This is a genomic window from Psychrobacter sp. YGAH215 (assembly GCF_007280595.1).
In the GTDB taxonomy this organism is placed as follows: domain Bacteria; phylum Pseudomonadota; class Gammaproteobacteria; order Pseudomonadales; family Moraxellaceae; genus Psychrobacter; species Psychrobacter faecalis.
Genome location: NZ_VKLR01000015.1, coordinates 64171 through 82479, shown reverse-complemented (window position 1 = coordinate 82479; position 18309 = coordinate 64171). Strand labels below are relative to the sequence as shown.

The window sequence follows — 18309 nt, the reverse complement described above, 5'->3', positions numbered from 1 at the left end:
CCTAGCAAAGCTAAGCGGTTTTTATACCTAACTGTTAAAGTTAAGCATTTAAAAACTACTGGTTCTTTTCGTAAACTGGTAGCTCTTTACAGATCGCTTCCACTTTGCCGCGTACTTCAGCAGCAACTTTTTCATCACCGCGGCTATCTAGCACGTCACAAATCCAACCAGCCAAGTCGCCAGCTTGTGCTTCGTTAAAGCCGCGCGTGGTAATCGCTGGCGTACCGATACGGATACCTGAAGTAACAAATGGCGATTTTGGATCGTTTGGTACGGCGTTTTTATTCACGGTAATGTGCGCATCACCAAGCCATTTATCGGCTTCTTTACCCGTCATTTCTTGCCTGACTAGGCTGATAAGCATCAAGTGATTTTCAGTACCGCCAGAGATGATTTCATAGCCGCGGTCTTGAATCACTTTTGCCATTGCTTTGGCGTTTTTGACCACTTGCTGCTGATAGGTTTTGAAATTATCTTCTAAGGCTTCTTTAAAGCAAACCGCTTTTGCCGCGATGACGTGCATGAGCGGGCCGCCTTGATTGCCTGGGAAGACAGCAGAATTTAGCTTTTTCGCCAATTCTTCATCACGTGCTAAAATCATACCTGAACGTGGGCCACGCAAGGTTTTGTGCGTGGTAGTCGTGACCACATCGGCAAATGGTACTGGGTTTGGATAAACACCACCTGCGACCAAACCAGCAACGTGTGCCATATCTACTAAAAGGTACGCGCCAACTTCATCAGCGATATCACGGAAACGCTGCCAATCGACCACTTGCGAATAGGCTGAGAAACCAGCAATAATCATCTTAGGCTTGTGCTCTTTTGCCAAACGCTCAACTTCGTCATAATCGATCAGACCAGTTTCTTCAACCAAACCATACTGTACGGCGTTGTAGTTTAGACCTGAGAAGTTGATATGCGCACCGTGCGTCAAGTGACCACCAGCGTCTAAGCTCATGCCAAGCACGGTGTCATTGGCGTCTAATAATGCTAAGAAAACAGCCGAGTTTGCTTGGCTACCAGAATGCGGCTGAACGTTGACGTATTCTGCGCCAAACAATTCTTTTGCACGATCAATGGCCAATTGCTCAACCACATCGACGTGCTCACAACCACCATAATAACGCTTACCAGGATAGCCTTCAGCGTATTTATTGGTCAGGTCAGTGCCTTGTGCTTCCATCACTGCTTGTGAGCAGTAGTTTTCTGAAGCGATAAGCTCGATGTGGTTTTCTTGACGAACGCTTTCAGCGGCCATGGCTTCAGCAAGTACTGGATCAAACTCTTTGATAGAAATATCTTTAAACATAGTGATGTCCTAGGTAGTGGCTATCGTTAATGGTGATGCTCATTGAAAAGAGGCGAGTAATAAAAGGAGATAAAATTGGCAAGCACAGGCAATTGGCCTGTTAAAAACTTGTCCAAATCAGCAATAAAATCGGTGCGCAGAAGGGCATCGACATCATCGCTATGGCTTAAGTGTAGCATGAAACTTTGTGCGATGAGCGCAAAAAAACCTCACGGAAAGCTGAGAGATTTAAATGGCGTTATTAGAGAAATAAATGCGCAATAAAATAAATGACTTACTGATTTTGTATATCAGTCTTTATTGTAATTATTTAATCACTCTTGGACAAAAACGCTGCTAAAAAAGTCTCACTAATCAGGATTTTACGTCCATACCAATCATATAGCGTCTGCCGTTGCCAGCCGTCTGCCGTCTTTTCGATAGAACGTTGATTGGGTAAAGTACGGCGGCGCTTAAACAACACATAGCCAATCGGCGTACTTTTTAGCTGCTGTAAACGGCGAGCGCGCCCCTTCAAACTTACTAGCGGGAAAACGCTTTGGGCTTGTACCCATGGCTGCTCATTATCGCCATATAGCTGCGACTCGCGTACCCACGCCAATAACGGACGGTTTAACGCCGCGCCTTGCAAACCCAATTGCTTTTTTTGTGCTAAGGATAATAACCGATAGCCTTCAAAACTGCGCTCGACGCGTAACGGCTGCCCTGCTTTTACTTCGAGCATGGCCGTCAGCGACCCTTCGGTATTGAGAAAATCTACTAGCTCAGTGGGAGCGGATGATGGAGCAGAATGAGAAAAATGAGGAGTCATAGTTTACAGCTGATAGAAAAGTATTAGGTAGGAAGTCATTGGGCAAAGATTAGCAAAAAAATGATCGAGGATTAATCAGTACTATCAAACGTCGGCATATTATCAATATTAAAAGGCAATGCTGCAAAGGCTTGCTTGCGATATTGCGCCATATGCATGCGGTCTTTTAGGCAAAAATTACTAATCGCTGGGACAAAACGCCCATCGTAAATACGGTGCAACGAGTGAGTTTTGGTCGGAACAAAACCTCGGACTAATTTGTGCTCACCTTGGGTGCCGGGATCAAAATACGTCAAACCTTGCTCAATCGCAAACTCGATACCTTGATAATAGCACAGCTCAAAGTGCAGGCTATCATACTCAGCAAGCGCGCCCCAATAACGACCATAAAGCGTGGCGTTTTGGCTATTGGGTTTATCATAAAAGAACAAACTGCTAGCGATAATTTCACCATTGGCATCAAGTGCTTGTGCCAGCATCAAATGCTCAGGCATGCTAGCAGCTAATTTCTTGAAAAAATCTAATGTTAAATAAGGCTCTTGCCCTCGTACCGCGTATGTCATCACATAACAATGATAAAACGTTTTCCAATCTTCTTCAGTGATAGCATCACCGCATTTGCGCTGGCATACAATACCTTGCTCGGTGACTTTACGCCGCTCAGCACGCACGGTTTTGCGTTTTTTGGCTCTAAAGGTTGCCAAAAATGCCTCGAAGTCGGCAAATTGTTTATTGTTTTGACTGACATTTTTATTTTGCCATAAAAACTGGCAGCCCTGCCGCTCAAGTATCGGTAGCTCAATCGGTTCTACTGTACCGCTATTTTTTTGATTATTAAGCGCCATTTCTATATCGGTATCAGTCGGCATTGACGCGTTAGCAATAGCTACCATCTCAGACGTCACAAACAAACCATGCCAGCTAGAGGCCTCTACTTGCTGCGCGATATCATCAACGCCTGCGATAGCTGTCTTTAAAATATCCGCATTTAGCGCCTCACCTTCTGCTAGCCACAGACGTTGGCCAGTCACGGGTGTATAAGGCGCGCTAGTCACCAAACGCGGATAATAATCAAGACCATACTGCGCATAAGCTTGTGCCCACGCATGGTCAAAAACGAACTCGCCTTGATGATGCCCTTTAATAAAAACAGGCATAACCGCAACAGGCGGCCCTATTGGTTCTGAGGTAAGCGCTGGCTGCGCAGCATTACTTTTATCATCATTCGCATTATTATCAATAACGCCATCTGTCTCATTTGGCCGATGGATTAAGACATAAATCGGCAACCAACCTGCTTGCTCACCAATTGCGCCTGTATCACTAAGTGCTTGCCAAAACTCAAATGTCATAAAAGGCGTATCTGGCGTTTGCCAACGCGCCATATCCTGCCAGCTATTATCACTGAGTAACGCATATTGTAAATTCATCATCACCACACTATTTTTAGAATTTTTTCTTAAGCTCATTGGTTTTATCGTTTAGCCTAGCAAATATCAGCGCGTTTGCTGTCACAATTTGCAAAAAACCAGAACTTATCTAGCGCTAAAATACTTTTATGAAGAAGGGTTATAAACAAAGGCGCATAAAAATGCCCTACGGACAGATTACTAAGTCTTTTATTGATGGAGCGCAGGATTGGGTTTTGCTAGCGTTAGTGTGTTAAAAACAGATAATTTGAAGTATGTAGACTATTTCAACGTCGATAAGCCGATCATTTCAAAAACAAGCTTACAAAAGTAAAAATGGCACTAAAAGCGCGCTAATTACACGCAAAAGATGATATTGAGGGCGAGGACTGGTAGAATAAGGCTATTATTAGCTTAATATAATTCAGATACATAGGGTATGAGCGAAAATAGTATACTTAGTTCAATATACAACATTGACATCATATCAGATTTATAGTGGATCAACTATAATATAGCGTCAGCCATTCGCGCTCAGATCATTGTAAATCCTGAGTATTGAGTCGCTGGTTTGCATAACTTTTTAACTACGGTCTTTTGAGTGTGACCTTTTATAATGTTTTATAATCACTCTTTAATAAAGCTAGTGCTTGATCGAGCGCCTGCTTTATAAAGACGAATAAACATAAATGGCTGGCGACGAAACTTTTCTCGCCGTCATACTCGCTCAAGAATGGCGATAAAAGACGACTGATGTATTTGAACCTCGAACCAACCCCGTAGACCATTATGGTATAAGGGCTGTATAAAGCTATTAAATGATACCGCAGCCTTATTAACCTCATTAATGACAACAAGGAATAATCTACTAACATGTCAAAAATTATTTATACAAAAACTGACGAAGCCCCAGCGCTTGCCACCTTATCATTTTTGCCGATTGTAAAAGCATTTGCCCAGACAGCAGGCGTCGATGTTGAAACCAGTGATATCTCGGTCGCGGCGCGTGTGTTGGCTGAATTTCCAGACTACTTAACCGAAGAGCAGCGCGTTCCAAATAACTTAGAAGCGCTTGGCAAATTGACTCAAGATCCAAACGCCAATATCATTAAACTACCAAATATCAGTGCTTCTGTACAGCAGCTAAAAGCGGCTATCAAAGAGCTACAAGCTAAAGGCTACGCGATTCCTGATTTTCCAGACGAGCCAAAAAACGCAGAGGAAGAAGAAATCCGTCGCCGTTATGGCAAAAGCTTAGGCAGCTCGGTCAACCCTGTATTACGTGAAGGTAACTCAGACCGCCGCGCGCCAAAAGCAGTCAAAAACTACGCGCGTAAACATCCGCACTCGATGGGCGAATGGAAACAGTGGTCACAGACACACGTTTCGCACATGCACAGCGGCGACTTTTATGACGGCGAGCAGTCGATGACCTTGGATAAAGCGCGTACCGTGCGTATGGAGCTGTTGCTCGAAGACGGTACGACCAAGGTATTAAAACCAAAGATTGCCTTACTTGATAAAGAAGTCATCGACTTGATGTTTATGAGCAAAAAAGCGCTGCTTGAGTTCTATGAGCGTGAAATGGAAGATTGCCGCGAAGCCGGTATTTTATTCTCATTACATGTAAAAGCCACGATGATGAAGGTATCACACCCTATCGTCTTCGGTCACGCGGTGCGTATTTATTATAAAGACGCTTTCCAAAAACATGGCGCGTTATTTGATGAGCTAGGTATCAACGTCAATAACGGTATGGCAAGCTTGTACGAAAAAATCACCGAATTGCCAGCCAGCTTACGTGAAGAGATTGAGCGCGATCTCCATGCCTGCCAAGTACATCGTCCGCGTCTAGCGATGGTTGATTCTTCAAAAGGCATTACCAACTTCCATTCTCCAAGTGACGTGATTGTTGATGCATCTATGCCGGCGATGATTCGTAACGGCGGTAAAATGTGGGGCGCTGATGGTAAATTATATGACTGTAAAGCGGTCATGCCTGAATCGACCTTTGCGCGTATTTACCAAGAAATGATTAATTTCTGTAAATGGCATGGTAACTTTGACCCAACCACCATGGGTACAGTACCAAACGTTGGTTTGATGGCGCAAAAAGCGGAAGAATACGGCTCGCACGACAAAACCTTTGAATCTAGCGATAACGGTATCGCACGTATTGTCGACATCGATTCAGGCGAAGTCTTACTTGAGCAACGTGTTGAAAAAGGCGACATCTGGCGCATGTGTCAGGTTAAAGATGAACCAATCCAAGATTGGGTTAAGCTTGCAGTACGCCGTGCGCGCGAATCAAATACGCCGGTTATTTTCTGGCTTGACCCTTACCGTCCGCATGAAAACGAGCTGATTAAAAAAGTACAAATGTACTTAAAAGATCATGACACCAACGGTCTGCATATCGAAATCATGTCACAAGTTCGCGCCATGCGTTACACCCTAGAGCGCGTTGCCCGTGGTTTAGATACGATTTCTGCCACTGGTAATATTTTGCGTGATTATCTGACTGACTTGTTCCCGATTTTAGAATTGGGCACCAGTGCGAAAATGCTGTCAGTTGTGCCACTAATGAAAGGCGGCGGTTTGTTCGAGACTGGCGCAGGCGGTTCAGCACCGAAGCACGTACAGCAGCTGATCGAAGAAAACCATCTACGTTGGGATTCTCTCGGTGAGTTCCTAGCCTTGACCGAATCTTTAGAGCATTTGGCGAAAAATGATGACAATGCCAAAGCGAAAGTATTGGCAGACGCCCTTGATAGAGCCACTGAAACACTACTGTTAAATGACAAATCGCCATCACGTAAAACTGGCGAGCTTGATAACCGTGGTAGTCATTTCTATCTGGCAAAATATTGGGCAGAAGAACTGGCTGCTCAAGATGAAAATAGCGAGCTAAAAGCACAGTTTGCGCCGCTGGCCCAAAAACTTGAAGAAAATGAAGCCGCTATCGTTGAGCAGCTGAATGAAGTTCAAGGCAAATCGATGGATCTAAAAGGCTACTACTTAGCTGATGAAGCATTGGCTGAAAAAGCCATGCGCCCAAGTCCGTTATTCAACGAAGCTATTGCTTCATTGTCATAAATACTTGGTTGTAAATAGAACCAAGCTGGCTGAACAAGTCTTATTAAAGTCAGTTTAAAACAAACGCCCCAATAGTCCTAGGCTATTGGGGCGTTTTTATAGGTTCTGTGCTGCTTAAAACGTTCAAAGCAAACACCTATACCAATGTTTTATATGAAGCGCCCTACTGCTATGGTTAGATGACGCTCAATGTTAAAATTATTTTTGAGCATTTACTGGGCCTAAGACTAAGCATAATACTGAGCGTATGGATGAAATCTTATGATACTAGAAAAAATAACAACCGCCAGAGGAACTCTTTTTATTTATATCCTCACTGGCAGTATATGGTATTTACTGACGCATTTTTTACCGGACAATAGGTGGCGCGATATATTTACTATCGGCCTTGCCTTCTTGTTTTGCGGGATTTTTATGTGGTCGCTTTTTAGCACCTTGCAGCGCATCTATGGCGATGATGGCAATTTATGGAAAGAGCTTGCGATGACAACGCTTAATGTCTTTTTATTTTTGCTTACCTTTTCGGCACTTTATTACGAAGTCGGCATCGTCGACACCACGCTCGATGGCAATCCCATTTCGCAAGATTTTTGGGCGTGCTGCTACTATGCTGTCGTCACTTTCACTTCAACAGGCTATGGTGATTTTCGGCCACAAGGCATGACTCGGGTTTTTGCAAGTTTACAGGCGTTGATTGGCTACTTAGTGCTCGGTTTAATGGCTTCAACCAGCTTATCGGTGGTCAAATGGACAGCGAATGGTAGCGGTAAAAGTCGTGGTAAAAATGACAGTTAAATTGAAATTCAATAATCAGTATAAAAACCCATAAGCACAAAAAAAACCATCTATAAAAATATAGATGGTTTATTGTTTACGCTATAAATTATAAAATCACATGCTATAAAGCCCTTACACATCCATATGCTTAATAATGGCTTTGCCAAACTCCGAGCTACTGAGCAAAATAGCATCTGGCATCAAACGCTCAAAGTCATAAGTGACGGTTTTATTTTTAATCGCGCCTTTGATACCTGCGATAACAAGGTCGGCTGCTTCTATCCAACCCATATCGCGCAACATCATCTCTGCCGATAGAATCAACGAACCTGGATTGACCTTATCTTGACCAGCATATTTAGGCGCTGTGCCGTGGGTAGCTTCATAAACAGCGATTGAGCCGCCTTTATTGGCACCCGGCGCGATACCGATACCGCCCACTTCAGCAGCAAGCGCATCAGAGATATAATCACCGTTTAAGTTCAAGGTTGCAACGACTGAGTACTCAGCAGGGCGCATCAGGATTTGCTGCAAAAAAGCATCAGCGATGACGTCTTTAATGATAATGTCATTACCGGTTTTTGGGTTTTTCATCGTCATCCAAGGCCCGCCATCGAGTAATTCAGCACCAAAACGTTCAGCGGCAAGCTCATAGCCCCATTCTTTAAACGCGCCTTCGGTAAACTTCATGATATTACCTTTGTGCACGAGAGTGACGCTCGGTAAGTCATTATCGATTGCATGCTGGATAGCTTTACGTACCAAACGCTGCGAGCCTTCTTTTGATACAGGCTTGATGCCGATACCGCAGTCATCTGAGAAACGGATTTTGGTCACGCCCATCTCTTCCTTTAGGAATTTAATAACTTTTTTGGCGTCATCACTGCCCGCTTTCCACTCGATACCGGCATAAATATCTTCTGAGTTTTCGCGGAAAATCACCATATCGGTCAGCTCTGGGCTATGCACAGGACTTGGCACACCCTCAAACCAGCGTACGGGACGCTGACAGACGTACAGGTCAAGCTCTTGCCGTAATGCAACGTTTAATGAGCGCATACCGCCGCCAACTGGCGTGGTGAGAGGCCCTTTAATACTTATGACATACTCGCGCAAAATCTCCAGCGTTTCGGTCGGCATGTATTCGCCGTCGTAAATCTTAGAAGCTTTTTCGCCGCAATAAACTTCCATCCAAACGATCGATTTTTTGCCTTTATAGGCTTTTGCTACGGCGGCATCGACGACCTTAATCATCACCGGCGTGATATCAACGCCGATGCCATCGCCTTCGATAAAGGGAATAATCGGATGATTAGGGACATTTAGGGACAAATCAGCGTTGACGGTTATTTTTGCGCCGTCTCTTGGGACGATAACTTTATCATAGGGCATGGGGTCAAACTCCTTTTATACTTATATATTGGTTGCGCCAGTTTCCTTGGCGTTCTGTTATGCTGGCTAAAATATTTTGGCTTTAAAATGGCATTATGCTAGCGAGTTACGTATTAATAATTTACGTAAAATGCCGATACGCCAATAGGTTTAAAAGTATGTTAGATAATCATTTTCATGATTTCTACCAGATGAATGATATAAAAATATCATCATTTACCTTCAATAGTGTACTAACATAAAAACATGACTGATAATTTTTCTTTTGCATACGTCAGTTTTGCCAATCAATATTATAAATACCACAACATGAGCAGGGTTATTTAATATCTCGTTTATTGTTATTGTTACGTTTGCTTATCTGAGTTATTTTTTAGCAACAGTCCGCTTTTTACTTTTGCGTAAAAACATTTTAGACTGCCGTGCACGCCATTTGTTAACCATGTTGTAGCAATCAATTTATTTTTGGGAAATGCCATTTTATGTCGACCTCTAGCCTAATTTTATTCAACAAACCTTACGGCGTCCAAAGTCAATTTCGTGATGACAGCAATAATGATCACACCACTCTATCGCAGTATTTTACTGACAAATCGCTGCGCGTTGCTGGTCGACTTGATGCCACCTCAGAAGGCTTATTGATTTTGACCAGTGACGGACGAGTAAATAAAGCCATTACCCAGCCGCCGTCAGCCAAGAACTTCGCTCAAAACAAGCAAAAACAAGGGAAGACTTATTTGGTACAAGTCGAAGGTTTGGTAAGCGCGGCTCAACTAGAGCAATTGGCGGCGGGAGTACATTTAAAAGATGGCAAAACCTTGCCAGCAGTTGCACGACTGGTTGAGGAAGGTGATTTGCCGATTGACTTATGGCAACGAAATCCGCCCATTCGCGAGCGTAAAAACGTGCCAACGTCATGGCTAATGCTAACTATTTATGAGGGCAAAAATCGCCAAGTAAGACGCATGACCGCCCATGTTGGACTGCCTTGCTTGCGTCTGATTCGTTGGTCGGTGGCAGGATTTGAGCTTGGTTCGCTTGGTGTTGGTGAGTTTGTGCGTATTTACCTAAATAGTGAGCGCTGTCGGCAGTTAGGAATTGTCGATTAGATTAGCGTGGCAAATTAAACCTTATCCGCTTATATGAGCCAATTTTGCTCTGATTTAAATATTACGACTTTTTAAACGGCGTGTCTCGAACGCGTAAGGTTTATTTGTTAAGATGCAAAACTGCGCTGACTTGCCAACCTTGCCGTATTTTCGCGTTTTATATCGGTTTAAATTTGGCCATTATTTATCTTGCTTTCTGTCTTATTCTTCGTTGAGCCTGTTTTCTGTTTTTTTGATAGTAAGGATATATCATGATTGCCTCTCGTCATTTTGCTTTGTTTGCTACCAGTGTGGCTACTACCCTGCTGCTAAGCGCTTGCCAGCCAGCAACTGAGGATAGCGAGGTGATGCCAATAGAAGAGGCCACTCAAGCCACTAATGAACCATCTGAAACAGCTCCCGAGGATGCTCACGCTGGGCACGACGTCGCTGCCAATGATGTTACAGTAAACGCTGAAAAAATGTCAGATATGCTGAAAGACTATACAAAGTCAATGATCAGTATGCATAATGAAATGATGGTTGGTATGGGTTATAACGATCCTGATACCGCCTTCGCCAAAGGCATGCTCGGCCATCATCGCGGTGCGGTAGATATGGCAAAAATCGAGCTAAAGTACGGCACTGATGAAACCATGCGTAAACTTGCACAAGACATCATCGACTCACAGCAGCTTGAGATTGATATTCTTAATAAATGGCTCGCAAGCCATCCTGATGCGCCCAAGCCAAAACCCAATACCGAAGCCATACAAGAAGCGTATGCAAAGGGAATGAATACCATGCATAGCGATATGATGCTCGGTATTGCTGAGCCTGTCGCTGATATGGCATTTGCGCGCGGTATGTTGCCACATCATCGCGGCGCGGTGGACATGGCAAAGGTACAGCTCCAATACGGTACCGATGAAGAAATGCGCAAATTGGCACAAGACATTATCGATGCTCAGCAGCCTGAGATTGAGCTGATGCAAAGCTGGATTGCGGCAAATAAAGCGCCTGACACAGCGATTACAGACTCCGATAAAGCTGTTATCAATGATGAAGCAAATAATAAAGAAGCGATCAAAGAAACCACTAAAGCGACAAGTTAAACAGCTATAAACTCTTAACTATTGCTTATAGCACTCCGAATATTAAAAATATAAACCCTTGCTAAGCTGCGTACTTAACAAGGGTTTTTAATGTCTTCACGCTTTATTATTTATCTATTCACTTTGATGGCGTGCTAGCGCATTTAGCCATGTATTTTCAGTATTGGCGTACACGACAGAGTCCCCATCGTCTTCACAATCTGTACTCGCCCTTGCTAACCGTAAGCTGACGCTATGCGGGAAAACTGTCTGATTAACGTCATGCTTAGCTTTATCGCTCAACTCTTTAGGCACAACCTCAACTACCATTAGCTCATCACGGCGAAATAAATGACATTGTACAGGGCAGGTAGCAATGCTAAGCGTTGCTAATTGCTTGGTGTCTGCTTTAATCCCATCGATAGCGACAATGACGTCATGCGCTGAAATACCCGCCTTAGCGGCAGCGCTGTCACGGTTGACGCGATTAACCTTAAGTCCAAGCGGCGTCTCACTGCAACGCATGCCCCACGGTATGTTTTTATCGGCAGTCTCTTTAGTGTTGGTATGAATCTTAATACCATTTTCCGCAAGCAGCGTCTCTAGTGGTAGCTCCTCAACGCCATTAACATAACGGCGCTCAAACTCTTCCCAATCTGCTAACGGCATAAACTGCCCGATAACTGCACCCATATCGGCACTACTGATGCCAATACGTTTATTATCCTTTTGCTTTGCTTGGCTATAAAATTCTTTAACCACATCAAACAAACGATAACGCCCAGCACTTTTTGTAAGCAGGGTTAAATCCAAGCATAACGCCACCAACGCGCCTTTGTTGTAATAACTGATACCTGCATTGCCGGTATTTTCATCGTTGCGATACAGCTTAATCCAAGCATCAAAGCTCGACTCGGCGACACTCTGATGCGTGCGCCCCGGTGTTTGATAGTAGCGAGTGATTTGCTCAGCCAGTAATTTAAGGTAACTTGCTTTATCAATGACACCTGACGCCTGCAACATAAAATCATCGATATAAGAGGTAAAACCTTCAAACACCCAAAGCAGCGGCGTAAAAGCTTCGCGGCGTAAATCCACCTCTAGCATCACATCTGGACGGACAGTTTTGACCCACCACGCATGAAAATACTCGTGACTGCATAAGCCCAAAAAGCGTTGATAGTCGCTACTTGGTACTTTTGGCTCATCAGCATTGGGCAAATCGCGGCGCGGGGTAATCAAACTTGTCGAGTTGATATGCTCAAGCCCGCCATAATCCTGCCCACTGGCAAAGGTCATAAAGGTGTAATCGTTAAAGGGCGCATCACCAAGCCAATCTAGATAAGTCTGACAGATTTGGGTGACGTCTTGCTGCAAGCGTCCCATGTTAGCGCTATGCTTACCTGAAAGATAAAAATGATGGCTAAGCGTCTGATGGCTATTATCTTGAATAATAAAATCAAAGCTATCTTGTTCGGCTATCTCAAACGGATGATCGATCAGCTCATGATAGCTGTCTGCTTGTAGAGTATATATTCGCAGCTTATCAATTTGCGACTGTACTGCCTCAAGTCCACACGCCAAGCGCACAAGACTAGCGTCTTTATCAGTTAAAAATGCAGCTGGCACGATTAAATCAACTTCTACCTCTTGTTGTTCTTGCCCACCAATCGCTAATGCAAGCGAGGTAAAATTGCCATACAAACGCTTCTGATCGACATACGCCGTACGCACCGATAAATCATAACAATACACTTCATAAAGGACGCATATGCGTTGCCCTGCCTGCGCCTCTGGCAACTGCCATGTATTTTTATCGGTTTTTTGCGCACGGTACGTGTTGATTTGTTTATCGTTAGAAACGACTTGTCTGTCTAAAATATCATAATGCACCGCAGTGATATTACGGGCAAATTCACGCATTAAATAGCTACCCGGAATCCATGCTGGCAGCCACAAACTTGGCGCGTCGGTATCAGCGGTAAAGGTCAGCGCGACATCGACCAAATGCTCTAAAAACCGGGCAAAGTCAAATTGATAAGAGATACCTGCACTCTGCTGATTCGAACTATTAATCGGTGAGGCTTGAGAAGATAAATTCATAATCGTTATTATCCTTATGTTTATGACTATGGTAGAAGCCATCATGCAAAAACGCAACTGCCAAACTTTAGCCTCTTATCCTTACCAACCACCAAAACTGAAAAATCATATTTATTTACATTAATTCGCCCAATAATTGCTATTTTTTCGGATTTTAACCTTGAAACCGCTGGCAAGCATCGCAATTAAAGATGCTAACTGCTAAAGTTACCCTAATAAACTGATGATAATTAACTAATGACGTGGCTATTTGGCTGGCTGATTGGCTTTTTTAGGTTTATTGCAACCGTATTTAAATTTCAATAACGACATATTTAGGATAATTTATGACTACTATCGCAAAAGACACTGCCGTCAAGTTTAACTACACGCTAAAAGACGACGAAGGCAATATCCTTGACCAGTCTCCAGAAGGTCAACCGCTTGCGTATTTACATGGCCATAGCAACATCATCCCAGGTCTTGAGCAACAACTAGAAGGCAAATCTGCTGGCGAAAGAGTCAATGCCGTTGTAGAGCCTGCTGATGGTTACGGTGAATACCAAGAACAAGCGGTACAACATGTACCACGCGAAAACTTCCAAGGCGTTGATGATATCCAGCCTGGTATGCAGTTTCAGTCAGAAGCTGGCGGTCAAGTGATGCTAGTAACTGTCACTGACGTCAACGATAAAGAAGTGACGGTTGATGCAAACCATCCGTTAGCTGGTAAGCGTTTGACCTTTGATGTAGAAATTCAAGAAGTACGCGCAGCCACTGAAGACGAGCTAAACCACGGCCATATCCATGGCGCTGGTGGCGTTGAGCACTAATTTCTTCTTGAGTTTGGCGTAAAATTTTCAGACGATAAGATGCTTAGACGAATAGTTAATTATTAATGAATAGTTATTGATAATAATAGCGTCGTCTAGCTATGAAGGTCAGTAGAGCAATCTACTGACCTTTTTTTTGAATAAATTTTAAAGATTACAGACGTAACAAAGCCGCATAACAACAAGTATTATGCGGCTTTTATCACCAACCATCCATGTTAATGTTATCAGATACTTAATCCCGGAGCATCTTATAACGTTCAGGCATCCAGCCTTATCTTCCCTAATCAGCAAACCACCTATCCCTGATGCGACCTTTGCGATACCAATCCCTAGTATCTATGAACCTTTTCGTTCAATCGTGCCGTACAGTTATAATCGCAGATTGGCATGAGGTTAGTAAGAGGTCTAAACGTCAATGCGTGTAAGCATATGCTTACACGCATTGACGTTGCCGATAATGACTGTTCAAGAGTTGCTTTTTTATAGCTTCTCTTCTGGGCTAGCCTGCATCTTTGGATCAGCGCTAAGCATGATATAAGCCGCTTCTTTAATGAACGCTTCATCCTCAGGTAGTTCAGGACGCTCACTTTCTTTCATCTGACTGCGCTCTTCAAACTTTGCGTCCATAGCGGCTTGGTAAGTATTCCAATTGGCATAAGGACGCTCGCCCGTTGCAATCAGACGTTTATTTTCCGCTTCCAATGAGCGTTTTTCTATCAGCTGCATTTTTGCACGGCGACTATTGATATCAAGAGGAATCGGTTTTTTCTCATCTTCCATATTACGAATATCATTCAGCGTTGACAGATACACAAAATGCGGGTTTTGCTGCTGACGGATCTTTGATTGCTGATTTAACGTTGCTAAAGTATTGGCAGAGAATTTACCTTCAGGCTTATAAGGGGCAGTTTTAATCGTATCCCATGGTAAGGCTTTTTTCTGCGCGCGCTCGCCAAAGGTCGCATCATCGTAGATATTGACCAATTCAATATCAGGGACCACGCCTTTATTTTGCGTACTACCGCCAGTGACGCGGTAGAACTTACGCTGCGTGAGCGTCGCTGTACCCAAAGCCAAGCTGTCTAGCTGGATTTGCGCCGAACCTTTACCAGTCGTAGTACTACCGACCACCAGCCCGCGACCGTAATCCTGAATCGCGGCAGCAAAGATTTCACTGGCAGAGGCAGAGGCCAAATTGGTCAGCACGACCACTTTGCCGTCATAAAGCTGCTCGCCGCCATCGTCATCGCGGTAGACTTGAATATTGCCGCGATTGTCGCGAATTTGCACCAATGGGCCGCTTTTAATAAAGAAGCCGAGCATTTTCGCAACTTCATCGAGCGAGCCGCCTGGGTTATTACGTAAATCAACCACTAGACCGTCGATATTTTCTTTATTCAGCGCTTTAAGGGCTTTTTCGGTATCGTCACTGACACTACGGTACTCTTCACCATTGCGGCGCGCGCGATAGTTGAGATAAAAACTTGGTATCTCAAGCACACCGATACGTTTTGGCGTTTTATCGATATTGGGACGCTGTACTTCAACGACGCGCTGTTTTACGCCCGACTCTTCTTGCTGAATAATATCGCGTACTACCGTCACATTACGGGCGCTGGTATCGGGCGTATTTGGTTGACGCAACTTAATGGTCACCGAGGTGCCACGTTTACCGCGAATCAGACCGACGATTTCACGTGTTGACCAGCCAACCACATCAACCATATTCTCGCCGTCTTTGGCAATACCAATAATCAAATCATTGGGCTTAATCTGCCCCGATTTGGCTGCTGGGCCCCCATCTACCAAAGTGACAATGCGAGTATAATCTGGGTTTTTACGGTCAGGACGGATAGAAACCCCGATGCCTTCTAATTGCAGACTCGATTGAATTTGTAGCTCATTGGCTTGGATTGGCGCATAATAATTACTGTGCGGGTCATAAGTGAGCATTGCCGTATTTAAGATGGTTTCCATGATTTCATCATCTTTTAGACGGGCAAGCTGCTCTTGCTGACGTGATAAACGATTGAGCAAAATCTCACTTGGCGTGCGCTCATCATTACGCAGCAAGTCTTGGCCGCGCGTGATGTCAGGATTGCTTAAAAAGACTTTCTCTTTCGCCTTTTCGTCTTCTTGACCTAGGGTAATGCTCATCAACTGAAACTTCAGCTGGCGTGTCCAATAGTCGCGCTGTTCTTTTTTGGTTTTAAAATGACTGAGCTTTTCGCGGTCAAGGACGATGCTATCTTCACTGGTCAAATCTATCTTTGTTTTCAGCAGTTGTTTTGATAGGGTAAAATATTCATTAGAGCGCTGACGGTAACGCTCAAAAATCGCCACTCCAGCCGATAGGTCGCCACGTTTTAGGCGCGCGGCAAATTCGTCGGCATATTTCTTCTTAAATTCATCGACATCAGATTGCAAAAACAAGGTATGGTTTGGATCGAGACTGTCAATATACATAGACAAAATCTCGCTACCCATGGCGCTATCGAGCGGCTGATTGAGATAATGGCTACGATCCAGCAAAGCGGCTACTTGGCGGGTGGTAACCTGTTGCTCAGGGGTGGCTTTAAAGCCTGCCGTATTGCTATCAGCCACTGCGGTGCTGTAGCTTTGAGTGAGGATAAGACCAGCGACGCCCACTGACGCTGCACTGAGTAACCACTGTGCTGGTTGTTTTTTCATCGTATATACCTAATTATTTTAAGTTAAAAGTATGCTGAGTTGTTATTACTAATAAAGGTTATTTAATAGACTATGAGCCAAAAAATGTCGTGATTTTTTACCCTATTATATTTACCATTAAACCATAGGTTACGCTAGCATTGAAAGCAGGCAAATATAGGATAGTTATCTTAGGGTAAGGCATTATTTTTATGGTTAAAAATCAATCAATACTAGCACAGCTATAAATACACCACTGTCTCAATCTGTATAAACAATCTTACACGCGGTCTGGCTATTTTTTAGCGCATCCATTGGTGCATTTGGTTATAAGCGTGAATCATCTTGTTTAACCTTATCATTTAAACCTAACTTATTTAAGCCAAGCAAACCGCTATTATACGTCCCTTGCAATCACTGGCTTAATATAAGGTAAAAGTGAGTAGCGACAAACCATCCGTAACAGAAAGATTATCCATAAGAAAAAACCCTCTCATCTCTAAGCTCTGTCTCGATTTGACTTATAATATAGTGCAAATGAGAAAACAACCTTCTAGCCTGATAAGGATTACGCAATGTACGGCGTTTTAATGATTGATATCGATAGTACCGCACTGACTGCTGAAGATGTCAGTTTAATCAAACAAGCACAAGTAGGCGGGGTGATATTATTTGCCCGCAATGTGGCAGATGCGGCGCAAGTGCGCGCTTTGTGTGACGATATCCGCCAACACAATGCCGATTTATTGATTGGCGTCGATCAAGAAGGCGGTCGCGTTGCCAGATTACGTCAGGGTTTTACGCCATTACCAGCGATGGGCAGGCTCGGCGAATTATTTGACCAAGACCCTAGTCGCGCCTTGAGCCTTGCTTACGATTGTGGTTATTTGATGGCAGCAGAAGTATTGGCGGTCGGCATTGATTTGAGCTTTGCGCCGGTGCTCGATAGAGGCGGTATCAGCCAAGTGATCGGCGATCGCAGTTTTCATCAAACACCGCAGGCCATCATCGCTTTAGCAGGCCAGTTTATGCGCGGTATGAAAGCGGCGGGTATGGCAACCACCGGTAAGCACTTTCCCGGTCATGGGGCGGTCGCGCCTGACTCGCATGTGGCAGAAGCAATCGATACACGTAGTTTAGATGAGATTATCAATAGCGACATGCAGCCGTTTGCACAGACGCTGCCTTGGCTTGATGCTTTAATGCCGGCGCATGTGATTTTCTCACAAGTCGATAATAAACCCGCTGGATTTTCAAAAATTTGGCTCAAAGACATCATTCGCAAACATCTGAATTTTGATGGGGTTTTATTTTCTGACGATTTATCAATGGCTGGTGCGCAAGCTGCCGGTGATGTCAGCGCCCGCGTCAAAGCAGCAATTGAAGCAGGCTGTGATATTGCTCTGGTTTGTAATGACCGCGTTGCTGCTCACGAAGCAGCCAAAGCTGCCCAAGAGCTGCCCTATCCTGACCAAAAACGTGTTAAAACTATGCGCGGACAAATCCCTGTTTGGCAGGGCGACCTTGAATCAACGTGCCAGCAGTTTGACTATTGGCACCAAGCAAAGGAAAATATCTTACAGACCTTTTTTGCCAGTCAAACGAAAGCACCTACTGAGTCAAAAGATCCAACTGCTTATAGATAATTCATTTAACCAAATTGTTTTTATTTCAGTTTTTTTGATGTAATAAAAAACCGCACCTTAAACATAAGATGCGGTCTTTTTAATATTAATACTAGC

At 44.0% G+C, this 18309-nt stretch carries 12 protein-coding genes; 6 read left to right on the top strand and 6 right to left on the bottom strand.

Translation table 11 applies throughout. From position 1 onward, the window contains the following. Nucleotides 1-55 precede the first annotated feature (55 nt). The 3 genes from glyA to FOR85_RS07685 all read right to left on the bottom strand — a co-directional run bounded on the left by glyA (nucleotide 56) and on the right by FOR85_RS07685 (nucleotide 3553). The gene (glyA, locus tag FOR85_RS07695; RefSeq protein WP_144297431.1) at nucleotides 56-1312 is read right to left on the bottom strand and encodes a serine hydroxymethyltransferase; all 1257 of its coding nucleotides are present in this window, start codon (nucleotides 1310-1312) and stop codon (nucleotides 56-58) included. A gap of 310 nt (nucleotides 1313-1622) precedes the next feature. Then, nucleotides 1623-2123, bottom strand: a complete 501-nt coding sequence (locus FOR85_RS07690; protein ID WP_144297430.1) for a chorismate lyase — start codon at nucleotides 2121-2123, stop codon at nucleotides 1623-1625. 71 nt (nucleotides 2124-2194) lie between these two features. Further along, entirely contained in the window at nucleotides 2195-3553 is a 1359-nt protein-coding gene (locus FOR85_RS07685; protein ID WP_144297449.1) for a GNAT family N-acetyltransferase, read from the bottom strand. Between the two features lie 852 nt (nucleotides 3554-4405). Here FOR85_RS07685 and FOR85_RS07680 point away from each other — a divergent pair. Together FOR85_RS07680 and FOR85_RS07675 are read left to right on the top strand one after the other, a co-directional pair. Continuing rightward, nucleotides 4406-6628: an NADP-dependent isocitrate dehydrogenase gene (locus FOR85_RS07680; RefSeq protein ID WP_144297429.1), complete on the top strand. Its 2223-nt coding sequence runs from the start codon at nucleotides 4406-4408 to the stop codon at nucleotides 6626-6628. 414 nt (nucleotides 6629-7042) lie between these two features. Further along, the gene (locus FOR85_RS07675; protein WP_219621713.1) at nucleotides 7043-7423 is read left to right on the top strand and encodes a potassium channel family protein; all 381 of its coding nucleotides are present in this window, start codon (nucleotides 7043-7045) and stop codon (nucleotides 7421-7423) included. 114 nt (nucleotides 7424-7537) lie between these two features. Here FOR85_RS07675 and icd read toward each other — a convergent pair whose 3' ends face one another. After that, nucleotides 7538-8797, bottom strand: a complete 1260-nt coding sequence (gene icd / locus FOR85_RS07670) for an NADP-dependent isocitrate dehydrogenase (protein WP_144297428.1) — start codon at nucleotides 8795-8797, stop codon at nucleotides 7538-7540. Between the two features lie 482 nt (nucleotides 8798-9279). Here icd and FOR85_RS07665 point away from each other — a divergent pair, with 482 nt between their 5' ends. Beyond that, a complete protein-coding gene (locus FOR85_RS07665) occupies nucleotides 9280-9906 on the top strand; it encodes a pseudouridine synthase (protein WP_144297427.1) in 627 nt (208 codons plus the stop codon). Between the two features lie 251 nt (nucleotides 9907-10157). Continuing rightward, nucleotides 10158-11000 (top strand): DUF305 domain-containing protein, encoded by an 843-nt coding sequence (locus FOR85_RS07660; protein ID WP_144297426.1) that lies wholly within the window; start codon nucleotides 10158-10160, stop codon nucleotides 10998-11000. A 114-nt stretch (nucleotides 11001-11114) separates the two neighbouring features. On the opposite strand, the gene FOR85_RS07655 is transcribed toward FOR85_RS07660, so the two are convergent. Continuing rightward, nucleotides 11115-13082, bottom strand: a complete 1968-nt coding sequence (locus FOR85_RS07655; RefSeq protein ID WP_144297425.1) for a M61 family metallopeptidase — start codon at nucleotides 13080-13082, stop codon at nucleotides 11115-11117. Between the two features lie 326 nt (nucleotides 13083-13408). On the opposite strand from FOR85_RS07655, the gene FOR85_RS07650 reads away from it, so the two are divergent. Continuing rightward, nucleotides 13409-13894, top strand: a complete 486-nt coding sequence (locus tag FOR85_RS07650) for a peptidylprolyl isomerase (protein ID WP_068407618.1) — start codon at nucleotides 13409-13411, stop codon at nucleotides 13892-13894. Nucleotides 13895-14377: 483 nt separating this feature from the next. On the opposite strand, the gene FOR85_RS07645 is transcribed toward FOR85_RS07650, so the two are convergent. Next, complete coding sequence (locus FOR85_RS07645) at nucleotides 14378-16588, bottom strand: carboxy terminal-processing peptidase (protein ID WP_144297424.1); 2211 nt, start codon at nucleotides 16586-16588, stop codon at nucleotides 14378-14380. A gap of 554 nt (nucleotides 16589-17142) precedes the next feature. Between FOR85_RS07645 and nagZ the strand changes: the two genes are divergently transcribed. Continuing rightward, nucleotides 17143-18213, top strand: a complete 1071-nt coding sequence (nagZ, locus tag FOR85_RS07640) for a beta-N-acetylhexosaminidase (RefSeq protein ID WP_144297423.1) — start codon at nucleotides 17143-17145, stop codon at nucleotides 18211-18213. The last annotated feature ends 96 nt before the right edge of the window (nucleotides 18214-18309 follow it).

Excerpts from the sequence above, each read along its gene's own strand:
- glyA (WP_144297431.1), bottom strand. The coding sequence starts at position 1,312 with ATGTTTAAAGATATTTCTATCAAAGAGTTTGATCCAGTACTTGCTGAA.
- nagZ (WP_144297423.1), top strand. The coding sequence starts at position 17,143 with ATGTACGGCGTTTTAATGATTGATATCGATAGTACCGCACTGACTGCT.
- FOR85_RS07675 (WP_219621713.1), top strand. The coding sequence starts at position 7,043 with ATGTGGTCGCTTTTTAGCACCTTGCAGCGCATCTATGGCGATGATGGC.
- FOR85_RS07690 (WP_144297430.1), bottom strand. The coding sequence starts at position 2,123 with ATGACTCCTCATTTTTCTCATTCTGCTCCATCATCCGCTCCCACTGAG.
- FOR85_RS07645 (WP_144297424.1), bottom strand. The coding sequence starts at position 16,588 with ATGAAAAAACAACCAGCACAGTGGTTACTCAGTGCAGCGTCAGTGGGC.
- FOR85_RS07685 (WP_144297449.1), bottom strand. The coding sequence starts at position 3,553 with ATGAATTTACAATATGCGTTACTCAGTGATAATAGCTGGCAGGATATG.
- FOR85_RS07680 (WP_144297429.1), top strand. The coding sequence starts at position 4,406 with ATGTCAAAAATTATTTATACAAAAACTGACGAAGCCCCAGCGCTTGCC.
- FOR85_RS07650 (WP_068407618.1), top strand. The coding sequence starts at position 13,409 with ATGACTACTATCGCAAAAGACACTGCCGTCAAGTTTAACTACACGCTA.
- FOR85_RS07665 (WP_144297427.1), top strand. The coding sequence starts at position 9,280 with ATGTCGACCTCTAGCCTAATTTTATTCAACAAACCTTACGGCGTCCAA.
- icd (WP_144297428.1), bottom strand. The coding sequence starts at position 8,797 with ATGCCCTATGATAAAGTTATCGTCCCAAGAGACGGCGCAAAAATAACC.
- FOR85_RS07655 (WP_144297425.1), bottom strand. The coding sequence starts at position 13,082 with ATGAATTTATCTTCTCAAGCCTCACCGATTAATAGTTCGAATCAGCAG.
- FOR85_RS07660 (WP_144297426.1), top strand. The coding sequence starts at position 10,158 with ATGATTGCCTCTCGTCATTTTGCTTTGTTTGCTACCAGTGTGGCTACT.